Annotated in this window: 22 protein-coding genes and 1 pseudogene; 18 read left to right on the forward strand and 5 right to left on the reverse strand. The window is 70.1% G+C overall.

Translation table 11 applies throughout. The annotated features are described in order from the left end of the window. Positions 1 to 402: 402 nt before the first annotated feature. Positions 403 to 1,320: pseudogene (puuE, locus tag MKK51_RS19930) on the reverse strand (allantoinase PuuE); the annotation flags it as partial. Positions 1,321 to 1,424: 104 nt separating this feature from the next. On the opposite strand from puuE, the gene MKK51_RS19935 reads away from it, so the two are divergent. The 11 genes from MKK51_RS19935 to chrA all read left to right on the forward strand — a co-directional run bounded on the left by MKK51_RS19935 (position 1,425) and on the right by chrA (position 9,231). Beyond that, positions 1,425 to 1,721 carry a type II toxin-antitoxin system RelE/ParE family toxin gene (locus MKK51_RS19935; RefSeq protein WP_279601234.1) on the forward strand — a complete coding sequence of 99 codons (297 nt, stop codon included), beginning with the start codon at positions 1,425 to 1,427 and terminating at the stop codon, positions 1,719 to 1,721. A 40-nt stretch (positions 1,722 to 1,761) separates the two neighbouring features. Next, positions 1,762 to 2,052 (forward strand): addiction module antidote protein, encoded by a 291-nt coding sequence (locus MKK51_RS19940; RefSeq protein WP_243980031.1) that lies wholly within the window; start codon positions 1,762 to 1,764, stop codon positions 2,050 to 2,052. Between the two features lie 64 nt (positions 2,053 to 2,116). Continuing rightward, positions 2,117 to 2,737 (forward strand): urease subunit gamma, encoded by a 621-nt coding sequence (locus MKK51_RS19945; protein ID WP_243980040.1) that lies wholly within the window; start codon positions 2,117 to 2,119, stop codon positions 2,735 to 2,737. Continuing rightward, a complete protein-coding gene (locus MKK51_RS19950) occupies positions 2,734 to 3,294 on the forward strand; it encodes an HD domain-containing protein (RefSeq protein WP_243980042.1) in 561 nt (186 codons plus the stop codon). The genes MKK51_RS19945 and MKK51_RS19950 overlap by 4 nt, the downstream gene beginning before the upstream one ends. Next, positions 3,294 to 5,021: an urease subunit alpha gene (gene ureC, locus MKK51_RS19955; protein ID WP_243980044.1), complete on the forward strand. Its 1,728-nt coding sequence runs from the start codon at positions 3,294 to 3,296 to the stop codon at positions 5,019 to 5,021. The genes MKK51_RS19950 and ureC overlap by 1 nt, the downstream gene beginning before the upstream one ends. A gap of 33 nt (positions 5,022 to 5,054) precedes the next feature. Then, positions 5,055 to 5,510: a DUF29 domain-containing protein gene (locus MKK51_RS19960; RefSeq protein WP_243980068.1), complete on the forward strand. Its 456-nt coding sequence runs from the start codon at positions 5,055 to 5,057 to the stop codon at positions 5,508 to 5,510. Continuing rightward, on the forward strand, positions 5,510 to 6,019 hold the full coding sequence (locus tag MKK51_RS19965) for a DUF29 domain-containing protein (RefSeq protein WP_243980070.1): 510 nt from the start codon (positions 5,510 to 5,512) through the stop codon (positions 6,017 to 6,019). The genes MKK51_RS19960 and MKK51_RS19965 overlap by 1 nt, the downstream gene beginning before the upstream one ends. Continuing rightward, complete coding sequence (locus tag MKK51_RS19970) at positions 6,016 to 6,561, forward strand: urease accessory protein UreE (protein ID WP_243980080.1); 546 nt, start codon at positions 6,016 to 6,018, stop codon at positions 6,559 to 6,561. The genes MKK51_RS19965 and MKK51_RS19970 overlap by 4 nt, the downstream gene beginning before the upstream one ends. 94 nt (positions 6,562 to 6,655) lie before the next feature. Then, positions 6,656 to 7,330 (forward strand): urease accessory protein UreF, encoded by a 675-nt coding sequence (locus tag MKK51_RS19975; RefSeq protein WP_243980082.1) that lies wholly within the window; start codon positions 6,656 to 6,658, stop codon positions 7,328 to 7,330. 11 nt (positions 7,331 to 7,341) lie between these two features. Further along, positions 7,342 to 7,971 carry an urease accessory protein UreG gene (ureG, locus tag MKK51_RS19980; protein WP_243980084.1) on the forward strand — a complete coding sequence of 210 codons (630 nt, stop codon included), beginning with the start codon at positions 7,342 to 7,344 and terminating at the stop codon, positions 7,969 to 7,971. Between the two features lie 45 nt (positions 7,972 to 8,016). Further along, the gene (chrA, locus tag MKK51_RS19985; protein ID WP_243980093.1) at positions 8,017 to 9,231 is read left to right on the forward strand and encodes a chromate efflux transporter; all 1,215 of its coding nucleotides are present in this window, start codon (positions 8,017 to 8,019) and stop codon (positions 9,229 to 9,231) included. Positions 9,232 to 9,299: 68 nt separating this feature from the next. On the opposite strand, the gene MKK51_RS19990 is transcribed toward chrA, so the two are convergent. Both MKK51_RS19990 and MKK51_RS19995 read right to left on the reverse strand, forming a co-directional pair. Further along, positions 9,300 to 9,680 (reverse strand): hypothetical protein, encoded by a 381-nt coding sequence (locus tag MKK51_RS19990; protein ID WP_243980095.1) that lies wholly within the window; start codon positions 9,678 to 9,680, stop codon positions 9,300 to 9,302. Beyond that, entirely contained in the window at positions 9,680 to 10,597 is a 918-nt protein-coding gene (locus MKK51_RS19995) for a hypothetical protein (protein WP_409565731.1), read from the reverse strand. The genes MKK51_RS19990 and MKK51_RS19995 overlap by 1 nt, the downstream gene beginning before the upstream one ends. A gap of 254 nt (positions 10,598 to 10,851) precedes the next feature. Here MKK51_RS19995 and MKK51_RS20000 point away from each other — a divergent pair, with 254 nt between their 5' ends. The 3 genes from MKK51_RS20000 (at position 10,852) to MKK51_RS20010 (ending at position 12,698) form a co-directional block, all read left to right on the forward strand. Further along, entirely contained in the window at positions 10,852 to 11,439 is a 588-nt protein-coding gene (locus MKK51_RS20000) for a nitroreductase (RefSeq protein WP_243980096.1), read from the forward strand. Positions 11,440 to 11,447: 8 nt separating this feature from the next. Next, positions 11,448 to 12,059: a flavin reductase family protein gene (locus tag MKK51_RS20005; RefSeq protein WP_243980098.1), complete on the forward strand. Its 612-nt coding sequence runs from the start codon at positions 11,448 to 11,450 to the stop codon at positions 12,057 to 12,059. 180 nt (positions 12,060 to 12,239) lie between these two features. Beyond that, positions 12,240 to 12,698, forward strand: coding sequence for a hypothetical protein (locus MKK51_RS20010; RefSeq protein ID WP_243980100.1), 459 nt, complete (start codon positions 12,240 to 12,242; stop codon positions 12,696 to 12,698). 58 nt (positions 12,699 to 12,756) lie between these two features. Here the strand turns inward: MKK51_RS20010 and MKK51_RS20015 are convergent, their stop codons facing one another. Both MKK51_RS20015 and MKK51_RS20020 read right to left on the reverse strand, forming a co-directional pair. Next, positions 12,757 to 13,461, reverse strand: coding sequence for an aldolase/citrate lyase family protein (locus MKK51_RS20015; RefSeq protein WP_243980113.1), 705 nt, complete (start codon positions 13,459 to 13,461; stop codon positions 12,757 to 12,759). Positions 13,462 to 13,510: 49 nt separating this feature from the next. Next, positions 13,511 to 14,428, reverse strand: a complete 918-nt coding sequence (locus MKK51_RS20020; RefSeq protein WP_243980114.1) for a LysR family transcriptional regulator — start codon at positions 14,426 to 14,428, stop codon at positions 13,511 to 13,513. A gap of 99 nt (positions 14,429 to 14,527) precedes the next feature. On the opposite strand from MKK51_RS20020, the gene MKK51_RS20025 reads away from it, so the two are divergent. From MKK51_RS20025 to MKK51_RS20040, 4 genes are all read left to right on the forward strand, one after another. After that, positions 14,528 to 15,697, forward strand: coding sequence for an MFS transporter (locus tag MKK51_RS20025; protein ID WP_243980119.1), 1,170 nt, complete (start codon positions 14,528 to 14,530; stop codon positions 15,695 to 15,697). A 221-nt stretch (positions 15,698 to 15,918) separates the two neighbouring features. Then, complete coding sequence (locus tag MKK51_RS20030; RefSeq protein WP_243980128.1) at positions 15,919 to 17,070, forward strand: transglycosylase SLT domain-containing protein; 1,152 nt, start codon at positions 15,919 to 15,921, stop codon at positions 17,068 to 17,070. After that, positions 17,067 to 18,647: a DUF2336 domain-containing protein gene (locus MKK51_RS20035; RefSeq protein WP_243980131.1), complete on the forward strand. Its 1,581-nt coding sequence runs from the start codon at positions 17,067 to 17,069 to the stop codon at positions 18,645 to 18,647. The genes MKK51_RS20030 and MKK51_RS20035 overlap by 4 nt, the downstream gene beginning before the upstream one ends. Before the next feature lie 67 nt (positions 18,648 to 18,714). Then, positions 18,715 to 19,608: an EamA family transporter gene (locus MKK51_RS20040; RefSeq protein WP_243980133.1), complete on the forward strand. Its 894-nt coding sequence runs from the start codon at positions 18,715 to 18,717 to the stop codon at positions 19,606 to 19,608. Positions 19,609 to 19,828 lie beyond the last annotated feature (220 nt).

The raw sequence follows: 19,828 nt of genomic DNA on the forward strand, positions 1-19,828 counted from the left end.
CAAGGCTGCAGTCGCTCAGGTTCATCGTCTCGGCGCCTGACCCGAAGGAATAGGTGCACCTCTCAAGTGGTTTGCTACCGACCCACCCATCACCAGGAAAGCCCAAGATTTCTAATTCGGTCTGGGAACCGCGATACTGGCCCTCACTTTGAAAAGCTTCTTTGTGGGCACGAGAGTATATGCTTGTTCCAAGTCTGCCGCTTCTCCCGAAGCAGAGTGTTTCGCTGCCCGGATTTTCATCGCCCTCCAAATTCCGAGGCTTCATATCCTTCGTCCAGCAACCTTTCAAATCCGATGCTGCTTTCGTCTTCTTCGCGACGGCAGGCTGAACGAGCACTGGGATGAGTGCCAATGCATGGGCGAAAAGAAAGTATCTCTTCCAATCGCACACGGTCATGACCCCGCCGGGTGATGGTCGATCCAGTGCCGGGCGATGTCGATCCGACGTGCCACCCATACGTCCTTATGGGCGGCGATATGATCAAGGAAGCGGGCCAGCGCCCCGATCCGGCCCGGCCGTCCGACGAGGCGGCAATGCAGCCCCACCGACATCATCTTCGGCGCCGTCCCGCCTTCTTCGTAGAGGGCATCGAACGTGTCGCGCAGGTAGGTGAAGAAGTGGTCGCCGGTGTTGAATCCCTGCAGGGCGACGCAGCGCATGTCGTTGGCGTCGAGGGTATAGGGCACCACGAGGCCCCGCCCGCTCGGCGCCTCGATCCAGTAGGGCAGGTCGTCGGCGTAGGAATCGGCGAGCCAGGTGAAGCCGGCTTCCACCCCGAGATCGAGGGTGTGGACCGAGGAGCGGCCGGTGTACCAGCCGAGCGGCCGCTCGCCGGTGATCTCCGTGTGGATGCGGATCGCGTCCGTCATATGCGCCTTCTCCTCCTCGCGGGTGAAGTCGCGGTAGTCGATCCATTTCAGGCCGTGGCACGCGATCTCCCAATCGGCCTCCTTCATGGCCGCGGCGATATCGGGATGACGGGCCAGCGCCGTGGCGACGCCGAACACGGTGACGGGGATGTTTCGCGCCTGCAACAGCCGCCAGATCCGCCAGAACCCGGCGCGCGACCCGTATTCGAACATCGATTCCATGTTCATGTGCCGCTGGCCCGGCCAGGCTTGCGCGCCCACGATCTCCGACAGGAACGCCTCCGAGGCCGCGTCCCCGTGCAGGATGCAGTTCTCGCCGCCCTCCTCGTAGTTGAGCACGATCTGCACCGCGATCCGCGCACCGTTCGGCCAGCGCGGATGCGGCGGGTTGCGGCCGTAGCCGACGAGGTCGCGGGGATAGGTCACGGGGCCTGCCGTTCGGATGGACATATGGACGTTCGACGCACAGTCCTGCCACGACCAGTCCCCTCGATCCAGATCGCACCTGCTCTATCGATTGTAGAAACGTAGTCCATGAGCTACATTCCTCAATCATGGACATGCGCCGCACCGACGTGTTCGACGGTTGGCTCAGGGGCCTTCGCGACACACGCGCAACGGCACGGACGGCACGGATCGCGCTGCGCCTCGACCGTCTCGCCCATGGCAATCCTGGCGATGTAAAGCCGGTCGGAGAGGGCGTGAGCGAACTGAGAATTGATTATGGGCCCGGCTACCGGATCTATTTCGTTCGTCGGGGCGAGGCTCTCGTGATTCTCCTGTGCGGCGGCGACAAAGGAAGCCAGGATCGCGACATCGCTCGGGCCAAGGCGATCGCGCGGACCGTGTGAGGTGAGACTCCTAAAGCGAGAACTCCGCAAGGAATGAGCGATGACCAAGACCCAGCCCTATGATTCGGCGGATTATCTCGACACCGATGAAGCTGTGGCCGAATATCTGGCCGCCGCGTTCGAGGAGGGAGACGCCACCCTCCTGCGGCATGCGCTCGGCGTTGCTGCGCGCGCTCACGGCATGACCCAGATCGCCAGAGAGACGGGTCTCTCCCGCGAGAGCTTGTACCGGGCCCTGTCCGACGAGGGCAATCCGAGCCTCGATACGACCATGCGCGTTCTGAAAGCCCTCAACCTGCGCTTGACGACGACGGTGGTCCCGGCTCCCTAGGAAGCGACCCGCGCACGCTCCTTGCCTGCACCCCGCCGCCCGCGACCAACACCCGAGGTTTCCCGTGCTCCTGACCCCACGCGAAAAGGACAAGCTCCTCGTCGCCATGGCCGCCCAGGTCGCCCGCAACCGGCTCGCCCGCGGCGTCAAGCTGAACTACCCGGAGGCGATCGCGCTCATCACCGACGCCGTGGTCGAGGGCGCGCGGGACGGCCGCTCGGTTTCCGAACTGATGCAGGCGGGCGCCCATGTGCTGACCGCCGACCAGGTGATGGAGGGCATCGCCGAGATGATCCACGACATCCAGGTGGAGGCGACCTTTCCCGACGGCACCAAGCTCGTCACCGTCCATCATCCGATCCGCGGCGCGCCCTCGGCGGATGTGCCGGGCACGGTGACGACGCTGCCCGGCGAGATCGTCTTCAACGACGGCGCGCCCCGCACCCTGCTCGCCGTGTCCAATGTGGGCGACCGGCCGATCCAGGTCGGCTCGCACTACCATTTCTACGAGGTGAATCCGGGCCTGACCTTCGAGCGCGAGAAGGCGAGGGGCCAGCGCCTCGACATCGCGCCGGGCACGGCGGTGCGGTTCGAGCCGGGCGCCACGCGGGAGGTCGCCCTGGTGCCGCTGCTGGGAGCACGGACGGTCTACGGGTTCCGGGGTGACGTGATGGGGTCCCTATGACCGACGAGACATCCCGTCTGCGCGACGGCATCCTCCTCGTGACCCGTGCCGCCGAGTTCGCGGCGCGGCGTCACGTGGGGCAGACCCGGAAGGGCGCGGCGCGCGAGCCTTACGTGAACCACCTCGCCGAGGTGGCCTCGCTCCTGGCCGCCACCGCCGAAGCGCCCGATGCCGATCTGGTGGCGGCGGGCTGGCTCCACGACACGGTGGAGGATACCGGGACGAGCAACGAGGAGATCGAGCAACTGTTCGGCCGGCGCGTCGCCGAACTCGTGGCCGAGGTCACCGACGACAAGTCGCTGCCCAAGGCCGAGCGCAAGCGTCTCCAGGTCGAGCGGGCGCCGCACAAGTCGCCCGGCGCCCGCGCCCTCAAGATCGCGGACAAGATCAGCAACCTGCATTCGCTCGTGGTGAGCCCTCCGGACGATTGGGGCGCGGAGCGCGTGGCGAGCTACATCGATTGGGCGAAAGAGGTCGTCGCCGGCTGTCGCGGCGTCAACGCGGCGCTCGACGCTCTTTTCGACCGCGCCGTCGCAGAGGCACGAGAGGCCGCCTGATGTCCAACACCCCGCGCCCCGCGAGCCTTCCCCGCGCTGCCTATGCTGACATGTTCGGCCCCACCACCGGCGACAAGATCCGGCTGGCCGACACCTCCCTCGTCATCGAGGTGGAGCGCGACCACACCACTTACGGCGAGGAGGTGAAGTTCGGCGGCGGCAAGGTCATCCGCGACGGGATGGGGCAGTCGCAGGTGACGAATGCCGACGGCGCGGTGGACACCGTCATCACCAACGCCGTGGTCCTCGACCACTGGGGCGTGGTGAAATGCGATGTCGGCATCGTGAAGGGGCGAATCTTCAAGCTCGGCAAGGCCGGCAACCCGGATATCCAGCCGGGCGTCGACATCGTCGTCGGTCCCGGCACCGAAGTGATCGCGGGCGAGGGCAAGATCCTCACGGCCGGCGGGTTCGACAGCCACATCCACTACATCTGCCCGCAGCAGATCGAGGAAGCCCTGTGCTCGGGCGTCACCACCATGCTCGGCGGCGGCACCGGCCCAGCGCACGGCACCTTCGCCACCACCTGCACGCCCGGCCCGTGGCACCTCGCACGGATGATCGAGGCGGCGGACTCGTTTCCGATGAACCTCGCCTTCGCCGGCAAGGGCAACGCCTCGCGGCCCGAGAGCCTCGTCGAGATGGTCCGCGCCGGGGCCTGCGCCCTCAAGCTGCACGAGGATTGGGGCACCACGCCCCAGGCCATCGACACCTGTCTCACCGTGGCCGATCTGCACGACGTGCAGGTGATGATCCATTCTGACACGCTCAACGAATCCGGCTTCGTCGAGGACACGATCCGGGCCTTCGCCGGGCGGACCATCCACGCCTTCCACACGGAAGGGGCGGGGGGCGGCCACGCGCCGGACATCATGAAGGTGGCGGGGCTGACGAACGTCCTGCCTTCGTCGACCAACCCCACGCGCCCGTATACGAAGAACACCATCGACGAGCATCTCGACATGCTCATGGTCTGCCACCACCTCGACCCGGCGATTCCCGAGGATCTGGCGTTTGCCGAGAGCCGCATCCGCAAGGAGACCATCGCCGCCGAGGACATCCTGCACGACATCGGCGCGCTCTCGATGATGTCCTCGGACAGCCAGGCCATGGGCCGGGTCGGCGAGGTCGTCATCCGCACCTGGCAGACGGCGGACAAGATGAAGCGCCAGCGCGGCAGCCTGCCCGGCGATGCCTCCGGCAACGACAACCTGCGCGCCCGCCGCTACATCGCGAAATACACGATCAACCCGGCCATCGCGCATGGCGTCTCGGCCCATGTCGGCTCGGTGGAGGCGGGCAAGCTCGCCGATCTCGTGCTGTGGACGCCGGCCTTCTTCGGGGTGAAACCGGATCTCGTCATCAAGGGCGGCATGATCGCCACCGCGCCCATGGGCGACCCCAACGCCTCGATCCCCACGCCCCAGCCGGTGCATTACCGTCCGATGTTCGGGGCGATCGGGCGCTCGCCCTTCGCCACGGCGCTCACCTTCGTCTCGAAGGCCGCCATCGAGGACGGATTGGGCGAGCGGCTCGGGGTGCAGAAGCGGCTCGTCGCCGTGGAGAACGTGCGCGGCGGCATCTCGAAGAAGAGCATGATCCTCAACGACGCCACGCCGACCATCGAGATCGACCCCGAAACCTACGACGTGCGCGCCGACGGCGAGCTCCTGGTCTGCGAGCCAGCCGAGGTGCTGCCCATGGCGCAGCGGTATTTCCTGTTTTGAGGTAGGGTGGAGTCCATTGGCAGGAGGCTCCCGATGTCGAACGCCGCGCTGAAGCCGCTGGCAGACAATCTCTACGAGCGGGATTTCTACGCCTGGACCAAGGTGCAGGCGCGTGCCCTGACGACGCGCGAGGACAGGGCGCTCGATGTCGTCAACCTGATCGATGAGGTGGAAAGCTTGGGCCGGAGCCAGCGGGCGGCGATCGCGTCCCGTCTCGAGATCCTGATCGCGCATCTTCTCAGGTTTCGCGTTCAGCCGGAGCGGGCATCCCCCAGTTGGCGCCGGACGCTGCGCGAGCAGCGTCGACAGATCGCGCGCCTGATCGAGCGCAATCCGAGCCTTGCCCGACTTCCCGGCGAGATCCTGCCGGAGGTCTACCGCGATGCCGTTCACACCGCGTCGCGCGAGACCTTCCTGGAGGAAATACGCTTCCCCACATCCAATCCCTTCGCCTTGGAGCAGATCCTGGATCCGGACTTCGAACCGTGATGATGGAAATCGATACGAAGACCGGGACTGAGATCGAGGCGGTCGACCTGAGCGCCTGGGCCGAGACCCAGGCCGCCGCACTCCGGGAGGCGCGTTCGGCCGATATCGACCGCGCGAATCTCACGCGCCTGGTCCATGACCTCGGTCTGCGCGAGCGTCGCGCCTTGCGGGCGCGCCTCGGTGTCATCCTCACCGGATTGCTGCGCTGGACGGAGCAGGTCGATCTGCGTTGCCATGGCTGGGCCGCGACGCTCGATATCCAGAGATTGCGCGTCGCGGACATCCTCGAAGACAATCCGAGCCTTCGCCCCCTGGTCCCGACGCTGGTGGCGGAGATCTACCCCGTGGCCAAGGCAAGGGCGGTGCTCGAGAGCGGATTGTTCGACGACACCTTTCCCGACGGCTGCCCGTTCCTGGAGGACGAGATCTTGACGATCGGATTCCTGCCCGATCCTTACGGGGACGACGCCATCCGCGGCGCGAATTGGTGGAAACGTCGCGAGCCATGATCCGCGCCACCCGCGTCCTGCGCCGCGACTCGCTCTCCGGCGAGATCGTCGACCGCATCGTCCTCGACCATGGCGACCGCCATCGCCGGCGCATGGCCATGCGCGGGGTCGGCGGCCTGTCCTTCCTGCTCGACCTGCCCGAGCCGACGGTTCTCGACGACGGCGACGCCCTGGTGCTGCAGGACGGCCGCCTCGTCTGGGTCGAGGCTGCGCCGGAGCGCCTGCTCGAAATCCGGGCCGCCGACGACCTCGCCCTCAAGCGCCTGATCTGGCACATCGGCAACCGGCACATCCCGGCCGAGATCGGCGCGGACGCGGTCTACATCGCCCACGACCACGTGCTGGCCGAAATGGTGCGGGGCCTTGGCGGTTCGGCCGAGCCGGTGGAGCGTCCGTTCCGGCCCGAGGGCGGCGCCTATGCCGGCGATGCCGCCGGGCACCACCACGGGCATGGCCATGCCCACGATCATGACCATGCCCACGAACATGCCCATGGTCACGACCACCCTCATCCGCACGACCACGACGCGGTGCCGGGTTGAGCCTCGTCCTCTGCCCTCATCCTCTACCCCCTTGGGCCGGTGGCGGGCAGGGCTTCCAGGGAAGGGCGCCCGGCGCCATGAGGGATGATCCCCGATGATCGACACCGTCCGGCTCATGGCCTGGCTCTCGCCGGGCTATCCCGTCGGGGCCTATGCCTATTCGCACGGGCTCGAATGGGCGGTGGAATGCGGCGATGTCGGCGGCGAGGCCTCGCTCCTGGGGTGGCTCGGCGACGTGCTCGAACGGGGCGCGGTGCGCACCGACCTGATTCTTCTGGCCCATGCCCATGCCGCCGCGGAGGCGGGGGACGTCCCGGCGCTGGTGGAGATCAACGACCTCGCCGTCGCCCTGGCGCCCACGCGCGAACTCCACCTCGAGACGACGCAGCAGGGCCGCAGCTTCCTCGACGCCACCCGCGCCGCCTGGAACATCCCGGACCTCGACCGGCTGAGCGAGGCGTTGCCCGGCGAGGCGGCCTACCCGGTGGCGGTGGGGCTTTCGGCCGGCGCCCACCGCATGGCGCTCGCCCCGGTGCTCGCCGGGTTCGGCCTCGCCGTCCTGCAGAATCTCGTCTCGGCGGCGCTCCGCTGCGCACCCATCGGCCAGAGCGCCGGCACGCGGGTGATCGCCGCCCTGACGCCCCGGGTGGCGGCCCTAGCCGCGACCATCCCGCCCCTGAGCCTCGAGGAGATCGGCACCGCGACCCTGCGCCTCGATCTCGGCTCGGCCCGGCACGAGACCCAGTACTCCCGGATTTTCCGCTCGTGAAAGACCCCGTTATGACCTCACTGAACGGTCCCTCCCCGAACGGCCCCTTGCGCGTCGGCATCGGCGGCCCCGTCGGCTCCGGCAAGACCGCGCTGATGGAGCAGCTCTGCAAACGCTTCCGCGATCGCTTCGAGATCTGCGCCATCACCAACGACATCTATACCAAGGAGGATGCGCGCATCCTCACCGTGGCCGGCGCCTTGCCCGAGGAGCGGATCATGGGCGTCGAGACCGGCGGCTGCCCGCATACGGCGATCCGCGAGGACGCCTCGATCAACCTCGCGGCGGTGGCCGAGATGCGCCGCCGGTTTCCGAAGCTCGACCTGATCCTTATCGAATCCGGCGGCGACAACCTCGCCGCGACCTTCTCGCCGGAGCTCGCCGACCTCACCCTCTACGTGATCGACGTCGCCGGCGGCGAGAAGATCCCGCGCAAGGGCGGTCCCGGCATCACCCGCTCGGACCTGCTCATCGTCAACAAGACCGACCTCGCCCCCATGGTCGGCGCCGATCTCGGGGTAATGGAGGCGGATACCAGGCGCATGCGCGGCACGCGGCCCTATGTGTTCTCGTCCCTGCGCGAGGGCCACGGCGCCGACACGGTGGCCCGCTTCATCGTCGAGGCCGGCGGGCTGGAGTAGGAGCCGGGAGCCATCCCCCTCATCCGCCCCTCGAGGTTCCCCGACGTGTCGACACCCCTGTCCGCCCGCGAGGGTTCCGTGCGGGAAGTCTTTCTCGCCTTCCTCAAGCTCGGCCTCACCGCCTTCGGCGGCCCGATCGCCCATCTCGGCTACTTTCGCGCCGAGTTCGTGCATCGCCGCCGCTGGCTCGACGAGGCGGCCTATGCCGACCTCGTGGCCCTGTGCCAGTTCCTGCCGGGGCCGGCCTCGAGTCAGGTCGGGTTCTCCCTCGGGGTGATGCGGGGCGGGGGCCTCGCCGGCGGGCTCGCCGCCTGGGCCGCCTTCACCCTCCCCTCGGCGCTCCTCCTCGTGGCCTTCGCCTATGGGGCGGACGCCCTCGGCGCCCCGGTCGGATCGGGGATCGTCCACGGGCTGAAGCTCGTCGCGGTGGCGGTGGTGGCGCAGGCGGTCTGGGGTATGGGCCGCACCCTCGCGCCCGATGCCACCCGCGCCGCCATCGCCTTTTCCGCCCTCGCCCTCACCACGGTGCTGACCGGATCGTCCGGTCAGGTCGCCGGCATCGGTCTCGGTGCCGTGGCCGGGTTGGTGCTCTGCCGCCGGTCATCCGGGGCGGCGGGCGGTCATCTCGGCATCCCGGTCTCGCGCCGGGCCGGCGCGGTGGCCCTTCTCCTGTTCGGCCTGTTCCTCGCGGTCCCGCCGTTCCTGGCAAAATCCCTGTCCTCGCAGGGGCTCGCCCTGTTCGATGCGTTCTACCGCTCCGGCGCCCTCGTCTTCGGCGGCGGCCACGTGATGCTGCCGCTCCTGCGCACGGCCCTGGTCGAGACCGGCTGGATCGGCCCGGATGCGTTCCTCGCCGGTTACGGCGCGGCGCAGGCGGTGCCGGGGCCGCTCTTCACCTTCGCGGCCTATCTCGGCGCGGCCCTCGGACCGCAGCCGAACGGTCCGGCCGGGGCTGCCATCGCCCTGGTCGCGGTGTTCCTGCCGGCCTTGCTTCTGGTCTACGGGGCATTGCCCTTCTGGGAATCCGTCCGCGAAAGACCCCTCGCGCAGGCCGCCATGCGCGGCGCCAATGCGGCGGTGGTGGGGATTCTCGCCGCCGCGCTCTACGATCCCCTCTGGACCGGCTCCGTCCTCGGCTCGCGCGACTTTGCCGTGGCGGCCGGCGCGTTCCTGCTCCTGACGATTGGGGCCGCCCCGCCCTGGATCGTCGTCCTGCTCACGGCCGTCGCGGGGGCGGGCCTGGCGGTGGTGGGGGGATGACGCCCCGCCCCCGTTTCATCCCATCCGATCACTTCGGAATGAGGCCGAGTGCGGGAAAGACGAAACGATCACCCGTCGCAATTCGCCGACAGCAGCGCGAGCGTGCGCTGGAAACCCTGGTACTGCGCCATGCTCGACGGGTGCCGGATCTCGGCGGCGTCGGGCATGATGCCGGCGAAGTCCGATCCCGGATCGGCGACGAAGGGGCGCGGGCCGACATGGGCGCCCATCCTGTTGGTCACGTCGACCTCGCCGCAGACGGCGTCCGCCTTGCCCCGGCGCAGCCGCCCGTAGCGCGCCTCGGCCGGGCTCTTGAGCCCCCGGCCGACCAGCGCCATCACGGACGCCGACATCTCCGCCCCGATCGTGGCGTCCGACCCGTCGGTGACGGTCTGCGCCGTGGCGGCCCCGGCGGCGAGAAGGGCGACACAGAGGTAGACGGCGCGCATCACGAGGCCTTCGCCACCACTTCGATGTCCCGGTCCATGCCGCTCTCCACCTTGAACTCGCGCGTGAAGACCTGCCCGTCGTGGCGGGCGATGAGGACGTAGTCGCCCTCCGCCAGGGTCACCTGCGGGAAGGCGCCGATCGCCTCGCGGATCGTGTCGCCGCCCGGCGTCAGCACGCTGAAGGCGGTCCCGGCGAAGGCCTCGGCGCCGGGGGCGGCCACGAGCTTGAGGGTGACGGTGGCGGCCCGGTGGTTGAGGGTGGCGTCGGTGACCTTGCCGTTCTCGACCTTGAGGTCGGCGCGCTGGATCGCGTTCGATTCCCCGTAATTCGAGACCACATGGTAGGTCCCCTCCGGAAGGCGGATCAGCTCGCCCGCCTTGACGCCGCTGCGCACGAGGCGCCCTTCCGAATTGGTGCCGATGGGCACGAAGACCGAGAAGGCGAGGTCGGCGGGGGTGATCTTCATGTCGCCGATGGCACCCGAGAGCTTGAGCGCCCCCGCGGTGATCGTCAGGCGGTCGCTGAGTGGCGCGCCCGCCATGGTGATGCGCTTCGAGGCGCTGGCGAAGCCGTAGGTGACGGTGGCGACATAGGCGCCGGGGGCGAGGGTGAAGCTCGGATCGGCCGCCTCGGAGCGCGCGACGATGTTCGGCCGCACCCCGTCGGAGCGATCCTCGTAGATGCGCCAGGCGAGGCCGGAGCGCACCGGCTGGTTGCTGCCCGCGAACAGGGCGGTGAGGGTGAGCGGCGCCTCGCCCTCGACGGGGGGGCTCGGCAATTGCGGCCCCGTGATCGAAGGGGAGGGCAGGGCCGGGCCGTTGCGGCCGCCGAACGGATCGCGCTCCTGCGCCTGCGCCGACAACGCCGCCATCGCCATGGCTCCCGTCACCGCGAGCGCGCGCATCACCGGTCCCATCCGCTGTCTCCTTCACCGGTCCACCCCGCACGGGTCCGCCATGCATGGCGGCGATTGCCAAGCTGCGGACCGCACGGCATGTTTTCGCGTGTCGCAGTTTTTCTGCCGAAAGCGATCCCCCCGCTTTGGATCCGGACCGTGGCGGCTCCAAGGCCGAAGCTTCTTATCGATCGCCGAAGCGGCTCGGCTCGCCTCGGACCGGTCGCACGCCCGGCTTTGCCCCCCGCGTCCCTCATTCGCGCCCAGCAGGTTTCATGGACAGCATATCCGACATGTCGCGGAACGACACACTCGATCTCCTGCGCATCCGGCGCTCCGTCCCGCCGGTCAATCTCGACGGGCCGGGTCCGAGTGTGAGCGAGCTCGATGCGATCCTCACCATCGCCTCCCGCGTGCCCGACCACGGCAAGCTCAACCCCTGGCGCTTCCTGGTGATCGAGGGCGACGCCCGCCTGCGCGTGGGCGACACCATCGCGGAGGCCTATGCGGCGGATCATCCCGAGGCCGATGCCAAGCGTCTCGACCTGGAGCGCCACCGCCTCGCCCACGCCCCCCTGGTGGTCGCCGTGGTCTCCAGCGCCGCCCCCCACGTCAAGATCCCGGAATGGGAGCAGGTGCTGTCGGCGGGCGCCGTCTGCATGAACCTCGTCGTCGCGGCCAATGCCGCGGGCTTCGCCACCGCCTGGCTGACCGAGTGGTTCGCCTACGACCGCCGCATCCTCGACACCCTGGGTCTCGACCCGCGCGAGAAACTGGCCGGCTTCATCCATGTCGGCCGTGCCCGCGAGGTCCCGAGCGACCGCCCGAGACCCGTCCTGTCCGACATCGTCACACGATTCTGAGCGGCGCCATGCATTACGATTCCGAGAACCGCACCCTGCCGCACAATCCGCTGAAGGCCCTGGTCGCCCCCCGGCCCATCGGCTGGATCAGCGCGATGAACGCGGCCGGCCAGATCAACCTTTCCCCCTATTCCTACTTCAACGCGATCGCCTCCGGCCCCGACATGGTGATGTTCTCGTCCTCAGGCCGCAAGGACGCGATGACCTTCGCGGAGGAGGGCGGTGAGTTCGTCTGCAACTTCGCCACCTACGGGCTGCGCGAGGCCATGAATGCCACCTCGGCCCCCCTCGCCCGGGGCGACAGCGAGTTCGTGGCGGCCGGGCTGACTCCGGTGCCGTCGCGCAAGGTGCGTCCGCCGCGGGTCGCCGAATCCCCCGCCGCCCTGGAATGCCGGTGGCTCCAGACCGTCCCGCTGACGCCTCTCGACGGCAGCGAGGCCAGTCACTTCCTGGTGATCGGCCAGGTCGTGTCGATCTATGTCGACGATGCCTTCGTCAAGGATGGCCGGGTCGATACCGGCGCGATGCATCCGCTCCTGCGCGGTGGCTATTTCGACTATTTCAGCGTCACCGACGAGGCGCGTTTCGAGTTGAAGCGCCCTTCCGGAGCAGGTCAGTAGCCTCGGCTCGGCCAGCCTCCCACGATCGGCGCAAGCTGAGCCATGACGAGAGCGGCCGGGGTCTGCGTCGTGTCAAAGTGGGAACCAAGATAAGGCCCGAGGTCTTAATGGGCCGAGCTGTCGTTCGGCGGCTCCTTTCCGCGAAACGCCTGAGGGGGCGCTCGCACAGGTTGTTATATCATGCTCCTCAAGTTCACCGCCCCGCTTCTGCTGGCCGCCACTCTCGCGACGCCGGCTCTGGCGCAAACGACGACCCGCCCGCCGACCATACTGATCCATGGCAATTACTGTGGTCCCGGCAACAACGCCCCGCTTCCGCCCATCGACGCCCTCGACGCGGCCTGCGCCCGGCACGATGCCTGCACGCCGGATGGCGGGCTGCCCACCAAGGCTTGCAACCTGCGCCTCCAGCGCGAGGCCGCGCTGGTCTCGCGCGATCCGCGCCAGCCGGACGATCTCCGCTCCCTCGCCGGTCTGATCTCGGTGAGCGCCTCGATGATGCTGGCGGATACGGGCTCACGCTCCGCCCCCGCAGTGACGGCGGTCCCCGTCAGTCACGACGTCGTCTCGCCCGACGCCCAGCGCGGGCCGGATGCTCGGGCGACGTTGGCGGATGGGGACGGCGAAGACGCCGAATAAGCCCTTCCGAAGTACTGTCGCGGGAGGCGACTGCTTCCCGGCCCCATCCGCTGATGCGTCAGTTGTCCGTGGACGGGGCCGGGGCCGGACCGCCGAGGGCGATGACGAATCTTGCGTGATCCGGTTCGAAGACGAGTTTCGCCTCGAATCCGTCGCTCCGTGCCGCTTCGACCTCGCGTGCGAGGTCGCTCTCCGGCGGGCATGCCGTGTCGATCGCCGCGACCCTCGCCGCCGCGGCGGCGAGGAGAACCAGGGAGCGGACCTGCGCGAAGGGCGGTTTCAGCCCGCCGTCGCGATCGCGGCTGGTGGGGACCCCGATCTCGGCCCTCACGGATTCGGCGTCCCAGGCGATGCCGACGAGACGCTCACCCGCATCCGCAAGGGTGTGCAGGGCCAGGGCGCCCCTTGCCGTTTCGATGAGGGCGAGGATCCGCGTCGCCCCATCGGCCAGCCCCTGTATCGCCTCCTCGACGGCGAGCCGTGCGCCGAGACGCATGACGTCGCGGGCGCCCTCGCAACGGGGCAGAACGATCCCGTGCGGTGCCGCACCCATCATCGCCGGGAGGTCGCGCTCCAGATCGCGCGAACGCAGGTAGATCAACGGCGCGTCCTGTCCGCGCTCGGGGAGGAATGCCGGCGCTGTGAGGCCGGTCACGTCCACGATCAGCGCATGCGAGCCGCTCGCCCGGGCCGCCGCTGAGGCCCCCTTCCAGTCCGCCGCGACGGCCTGCGCCTCTGCGGAGACGATCAGGAACGCGTGCATGACGGCCTCCCCCGTGACCCGGTGCGGGACGCCCCATGGCTGAACACCGTCATGGAACCGGCCTCTGGCCGCGGCCCATGCGCTCGGCGAGGAAATCCACCAGGACCCGGATGCGGGCGGGCATGGCCGGGCCGCCGACGAACACCGCATGGATCGCCTCGCGGTCCTGGGGATTGTACGCCTCCAGGAGCGGGACGAGCCGGCCCGCCGCGAGATCCTCCGCAATATGGAAGGTGCCGACGCGGGTGATGCCGACGCCCTGCACGGCCAGCTGGACCAGGGTCTCGCCGTTGTTCGCCGCGACGTTGCCCCGCACCGCCAGGAGGTGATCGCGCCCGTCCTCGCGGAACGGCCAGCCCGGCTCGATCCGGCGGAAGTTGAAGTCGAGGCAATTATGATCGGCCAGATCCGCCGGAACCCGCGGCGTGCCGGCGCGGGCGAGATAGGCGGGCGAGGCCACGACCATCCTCCCGGTCTCGCCGAGGCGCCGGGCGGTCAGTGGGCTGTCGGCCAGCGGCCCGAACCGGATCGCCAGATCGGCCCTCCCGCCGATCACGTCCACGACCTCGTCGCTGAGGTCGATCTCCACCACGATCCCCGGATGGCGGGCGACGAAATCGCCGATGAGGGGAACCACCACCCGTCGTCCATGGGCCAGCGAGGCGCTGACGCGGACCCGGCCGCGCGGGCAGCCCTGGTCGGCGATCTGCGCTTCGGTCTCGTCAAGATCGGCGAGGATGCGCCGCGCCGCCCGTCCGTAGGTCTCGCCCTCGGCGGTGAGGCGCAGAGAGCGCGTGGTGCGCACGAGGAGGCGGACGCCGAGCCGGGCTTCGATCCGCGCCACCACCCGGCTCACGGCCGACGGCGTCAGGCCGAACCGGCGCGCGGCCGCCGACAGGCTGCCTGCCTGGGCCACGGCGAGGAAGAGGGCCATGTCACCGGCCCGGTCGACCCTGTCGCGCAGCATTGATGCCTCCGGCGCACGGATGTTGGTCCCGTCACGGTACTACCAGGGAGATCCGTCCTCCGCCATGTGCTGGTCTGGAACAGACGGAAAGCACCCCTCATGAGACTCAACCTTCCCCTGCTGGCGCTGTCGGCCGGTGCCTTCGGCATCGGCGTCACCGAGTTCACGCCGATGGGCATGCTGCCCCTGATCGCGAACGACCTGCGGGTCTCGATCCCGGCGGCGGGCCTCGTCGTCAGCGCCTATGCGATGGGCGTGCTCCTCGGCGCGCCGCTGATGACCCTGGCCTCCGCCCGGATGCCGCGCCGCCGCCTGCTGGTGGGGCTGATGGGCATCTTCACCCTCGGCAACCTTCTCTCGGCGGTGGCCGACAGCTACGCGATGCTGGTGGTCGCCCGCCTCGTCACGTCCCTGAACCATGGTGCGTTCTTCGGGGTCGGCGCAGTGGTGGCGGCGGGCATCGTGCCCCCCGAGCGCCGCGCCGCCGCCGTCGCCGCGATGTTCTCGGGGCTCACCATCGCCACCATCGGCGGCGTGCCCCTGGCGGCCTGGATCGGGGAGATGCTCGGCTGGCGCGCGGCCTTCTGGGGCATCGCCGCGGTGGGGGCCGTGGCTATGCTGTCGCTGCGCCTGGCCCTGCCGCCCCTCGAGGCCGAGGCCGGCGGCGACATGCAGGCGGAACTCCGCGTCCTCATGCGCGGGCCGGTGCTCGCCGCCCTCGCCCTCACGGTGGTGGGGTCGAGCGCGATGTTCACGGTGTTCACCTACATCGTGCCGATCCTGCGGATCGAGACCGGGGCCGCGACGCCGTTCGTGACGGCGATGCTGGTGCTCTACGGGATCGGTCTCACCGTGGGCAACTGGGCCGGCGGGCGCTTTGCCGACCGCTCGGTGGACGGTACGCTGGTGGCCTCCCTGGTCGGCCTGGTGGCGGTGCTGGTCCTGTTCGCCTGGGGCATGCGTTGGGATGTCCCGGCCGCGATCCTGATCTTCCTCTGGGGTGTCGCCAGCTTCGCCCTGGTGCCGCCGCTGCAGATGCGGGTGATGGAGCAGGCGCATGGAGCGCCCAACCTCGCCTCGGCCATGAACATCGGTGCGTTCAACTTCGGCAACGCCATCGGTGCCGCCGTCGGCGGCGGCGTGATTGACGCGGGTCTCGGCTATCCGGCCGTCCCCCTCGCCGGGGCCGCCATGGCCGGTGCCGGCCTCGTTATGCTGCTGGCCCTGCGCCGGGGGCGGCGCGGGGTGGCGGAACCCGTATCGTCGTGAACGCATCGACCGGACCCCGATGAGTTCGACCCATCGAGACCTGCCCGTGCGGCCGTCCGCCGGGCCTCAGCCCGCCCGACCTTTGGGGCAGGTCGCGGAGACTTTGTTTCATGCAGGTTCGGGACGGCATCGGCGGCGCATCATTCAATCTTTGTTTACCATGATCGGAACAGATTGAGGCTCAGGCCGACAGTGTCAGGTCCGCCTGCAGTCGGACGGCCATGTTCCTCTTCACCACGCCCCCCGTCAGCACGCGCGAGACCGGCCTCGGCCGGGACGCGGGCACGCGGGGTGGGGCGAATACGGGGACGGCCGCCGGATCCGCGCCGGCGGGCGTGGTCGATGCGATTCGCAGCGGCGCGCGCAGCACCGGCACCGAGTTCGACTATCTCCTGGCCATGGCCAAGCGCGAATCCTCCCTCGACCCCTCGGCCAAGGCCGCCACGTCCTCGGCCACAGGCCTGTTCCAGTTCATCGAACAGACCTGGCTCGGGACGATGAAGAATGCGGGGCCCAAGCTCGGCCTCTCGGCCTATGCCGACGCCATCACCGCCAAGCCCAACGGAACCTACGCGGTCGAGGACGCCACCGCCCGGCAGACCATCCTCGATCTCCGCCGTGACCCGGCGGTGGCCGCCACCATGGCCGGCGCCCTGACCCAGCGTAACGGCGAGGCGCTCACCGCCGCCCTCGGGCGCGAACCCACCGGCGGCGACCTCTACGCCGCCCACGTGCTCGGCGCGCGCGGGGCGGCGACCCTGATCGGCACCGCGCAGGCGAGCCCGGCGCGCGCCGCCGCCCTCGACATGCCGGAGGCGGCCGCCGCCAACCGGGGCTTGTTCTACGACAAGACCGGCCGGCCCCGGGGCGCCGCCGAACTCTACGCGCTCCTGTCCGCCAGCCAATCCGCCTCGCGGCCCGCCCTCACGGCCCTGGCGGGGGCCGCCATCGAGCCGGCCTCCACGACCGATCCCGTCTCCGCCTATGCGGCCATCGATGGCGGCGGCCTGCGGGCGCTGTTCCAGACCGACAAGCGCCAGGGGGCGATGTCCGAGGGGGTCGCCCGCCTGTGGCAGGGCAGGGCCACGTCGTCGCCGGCCTCCTCACAGGAGCCGGCGCACCGCGCGCCCACCTATTTCCCGCGTTCGGACGGGACAGGCGAGACGGTGTCGGTCACCGCCGCCATCCCGGCGGAGCCGGCGAAGGTCGCGGCCACGACGCCGCCCGCCACCGCCACGGCCGCCGCCCTCGTCGGCGCCCCGCTGCCCCCGCGCCGGCCCGCCGAACTCACGGCTGCGACTGCCCAGCAGGCCGGCTCCTTCACGTCCAAACCTCTCGATCTCTCACTCTTCACGACCCGGAGCGGTCAATGATCATCCGCCAATTCCTGTCCTGGACCCGTGACGCCTCCATCGACCGCCGCGCGGAGGCCGCGGCGGCGCTGACCCGGGCCTATCTCTATGGCGGGCTCGATGCCGTGACGGCGCGCGACGCGCAAGCGGCGATCCTGGCGCTCCTCGACGACCCGGCCCCCGCTGTGCGCCGCGCCCTGGCGGAAGCCTGCGCCGGTTGTGCCACCGCGCCCCGGCCCCTGGTCGTGGCTTTGGCCGGCGACCAGCCCGACATCGCCGCCCTGGTCCTGCGGCGCTCGTCCGTCCTCACCGATGCCGATCTCGTCGATGGCATCGCCGTCGGCTGCGAGACCACCCGCACCGCCATCGCCGGCCGGCTCGGCCTCTCCCACGCGGTGTCCGGCGCCATGGCCGAGATCGGCGGCGTCCCCTCCCTCACCGCCCTGGTGCGCAACCGGGACGCCCGCATCACCACCGGCAGCCTGATGCGGATGGTGGAGCGGCACGGCGACGATGCCGGCCTGCGGGACGCGCTGACGACACGGGCCGGCCTGCCTCTCGAAGTGCGGCAGGCCGTCACCGCTCGCGTGGCGGCATCGCTCTCGGCCTTCGCCATCGCCTCGGGCTGGCTCACCCCGGCGCGCGGCGAGCAGGCGAGCCGCGAGGCCCTGGAGCGCAGCACCCTGGAGGTGAGCGCCGGCGCTGCCGGGGCGGACCTCGCCCGCCTCGTGAGCCATCTCCGCATCCGGGGCCAGCTCAATGCCGGCCTGATCCTGCGGGCGATCCTGTCGGGCCGCATGGCCTTCGCGGAGGCGGCCCTCTCCGATCTCACCGGCCTGAAGGCCGACCGCGTGGCCGGGCTGATGCTTGACCCCTCCGCCTCGGGTTTCGCCGCCCTCCACCGCCGCGCCGGATTGCCGCCCGTCCTGCTGCCCGCCTTCGTCGCCGCGCTCTCGGCCTGGCGCGAGGCCGGTCCCCAGGCCGAGCCCGGTGATGCCACCCTGTCGCGCCGGATGATCGAACGCGCGCTCACCGCCTGCGAGACCATGCCGCTCGCCGTGGCGCAGAGCGTCATGGCCCTTCTCGCCCGCTACGAAGCCGAGGCCGCCCGCGAGGAGGTCCGTGTCGCCGCCAGGGCCAGGGAGGAGCAGGCGAGGCAGGAGACCCGGACGCGGATGCAGATCCTCGACGCCGAATGGCGTCTCGCGCAGCAGCTCGTCTCCCACCGCCCCGCCCAGCCCGCGCCGCTGGCCCTCCAGCCCGTCCGCATCGACACCATCGCCGTCGAGCGGGGGGAGACGCTGGAATCCGTGCTCGATTCCCTGTCCGACGGGCTGAGGGCGAGCGTTCGCGAGGCGAGGGCACAGGTCCGTCCCCTGGCCGCCGCGCCCATCGACCTCACCGGCCACGACCTCGTGACGATCGACGTGCAGCCCCTCGTCGTATCCCAGCCGGAATTCGGCGCCGTGCCCGACCCGGTGCGGATCGACATCGGCCCATCGTTGACCCGCGAGGCCGATGCGATCCTGGACGCCATCCCCGACGCCCTCATCGCCAGCTACCGCGCCGACCGCGACAGGATGCGCCTCGCGGCGTGACGGTGTCGGGGACGCCCAGTCTCCGCCGACCGTCGCCCCCTCGCCCTCGTCCGGCTAAGAGGGCGGCATGACAGGCACCGACACCAGGACCATCCTCGCCGGCCTCGCTCCCGTGGCCGCCCTGGTGGGCTCGATCCTCTCCCTCGTGATCGGCACCTCCTTCGCCAAGCAGCTGTTCCCAGTGATCGGTGCGGAGGGGACCTCGGCCTACCGCGTCACCCTGGCGGCGGTGCTGCTGCTCGCGGTGTGGCGGCCCTGGCGCCGGCCGCTCGGCCGGCGCGATGCCGGTGTGGTGGTGCTCTACGGGCTCGTGCTCGGCGGCATGAACCTGCTGTTCTACCTCTCCCTGCGGACGATCCCGCTGGGGCTCGCCATCGCCATCGAGTTCGTCGGGCCGCTCACCGTGGCGGTGGCCTCGTCGCGGCGCGCCGTCGATCTCGTCTGGGTGGCGCTCGCCCTGCTGGGGCTATGCCTGCTGCTGCCCCTGGATCGGGCGAGCGCCGGCCTCGATCCCGTCGGCGTCGCCTGTGCGCTGGGCGCCGCCCTGTGCTGGGCGCTCTACATCCTCGTCGGCCAGAGGGCGGGGCACCTGCCCGGCGGGCAGGCGGTGGCCCTCGGCATGAGCGTCGCGGCCCTGGTGATCCTGCCCTTCGGCATCGCGCAGGCGGGCAGGGCGCTGCTCTCGCCCTCCCTCATCGTGGCCGGCCTCGCCGTGGCGATCCTGTCGAGCGCGATCCCCTATTCCCTGGAGATGGTGGCCCTGCGGGGCCTGCCGCGCCGGACCTTCGGCATCCTGCTGAGCCTCGAGCCGGTCTGCGGCGCGCTCGCCGGCTTCCTCATCCTCGGGGAGCGCCTGACGCCCCTGCAGGGCGCCGCCATCGCCAGCATCATGGCGGCTTCGGTGGGCAGCACGGTCGGTGCGTACCGGGCGAAGCGGGAGGATCGGAGTCGATCCGGATGAACGAGAAAAATCAAGCTTTTTCAATGCCCTGTAGGTGTTCCTTCTTGCTGGCGATGAGGGGATGAGCCGCCGGCCCGGCGCGTCTTGCACCAGGTTCGGGTCGGCTTGCGCTGGCGCTACCACACGCCTGGAAAACGTGCCGGCACTGGCCGTGTCCGGAAGCGCTGAGCCCCTTCCCCGGACGGGTGGAGCGCCAGCGGAACCCGGTCCGGGGGGCCGT

The sequence above is a fragment of the Methylobacterium sp. E-045 genome (assembly GCF_022829685.1).
Classification (GTDB): domain Bacteria; phylum Pseudomonadota; class Alphaproteobacteria; order Rhizobiales; family Beijerinckiaceae; genus Methylobacterium.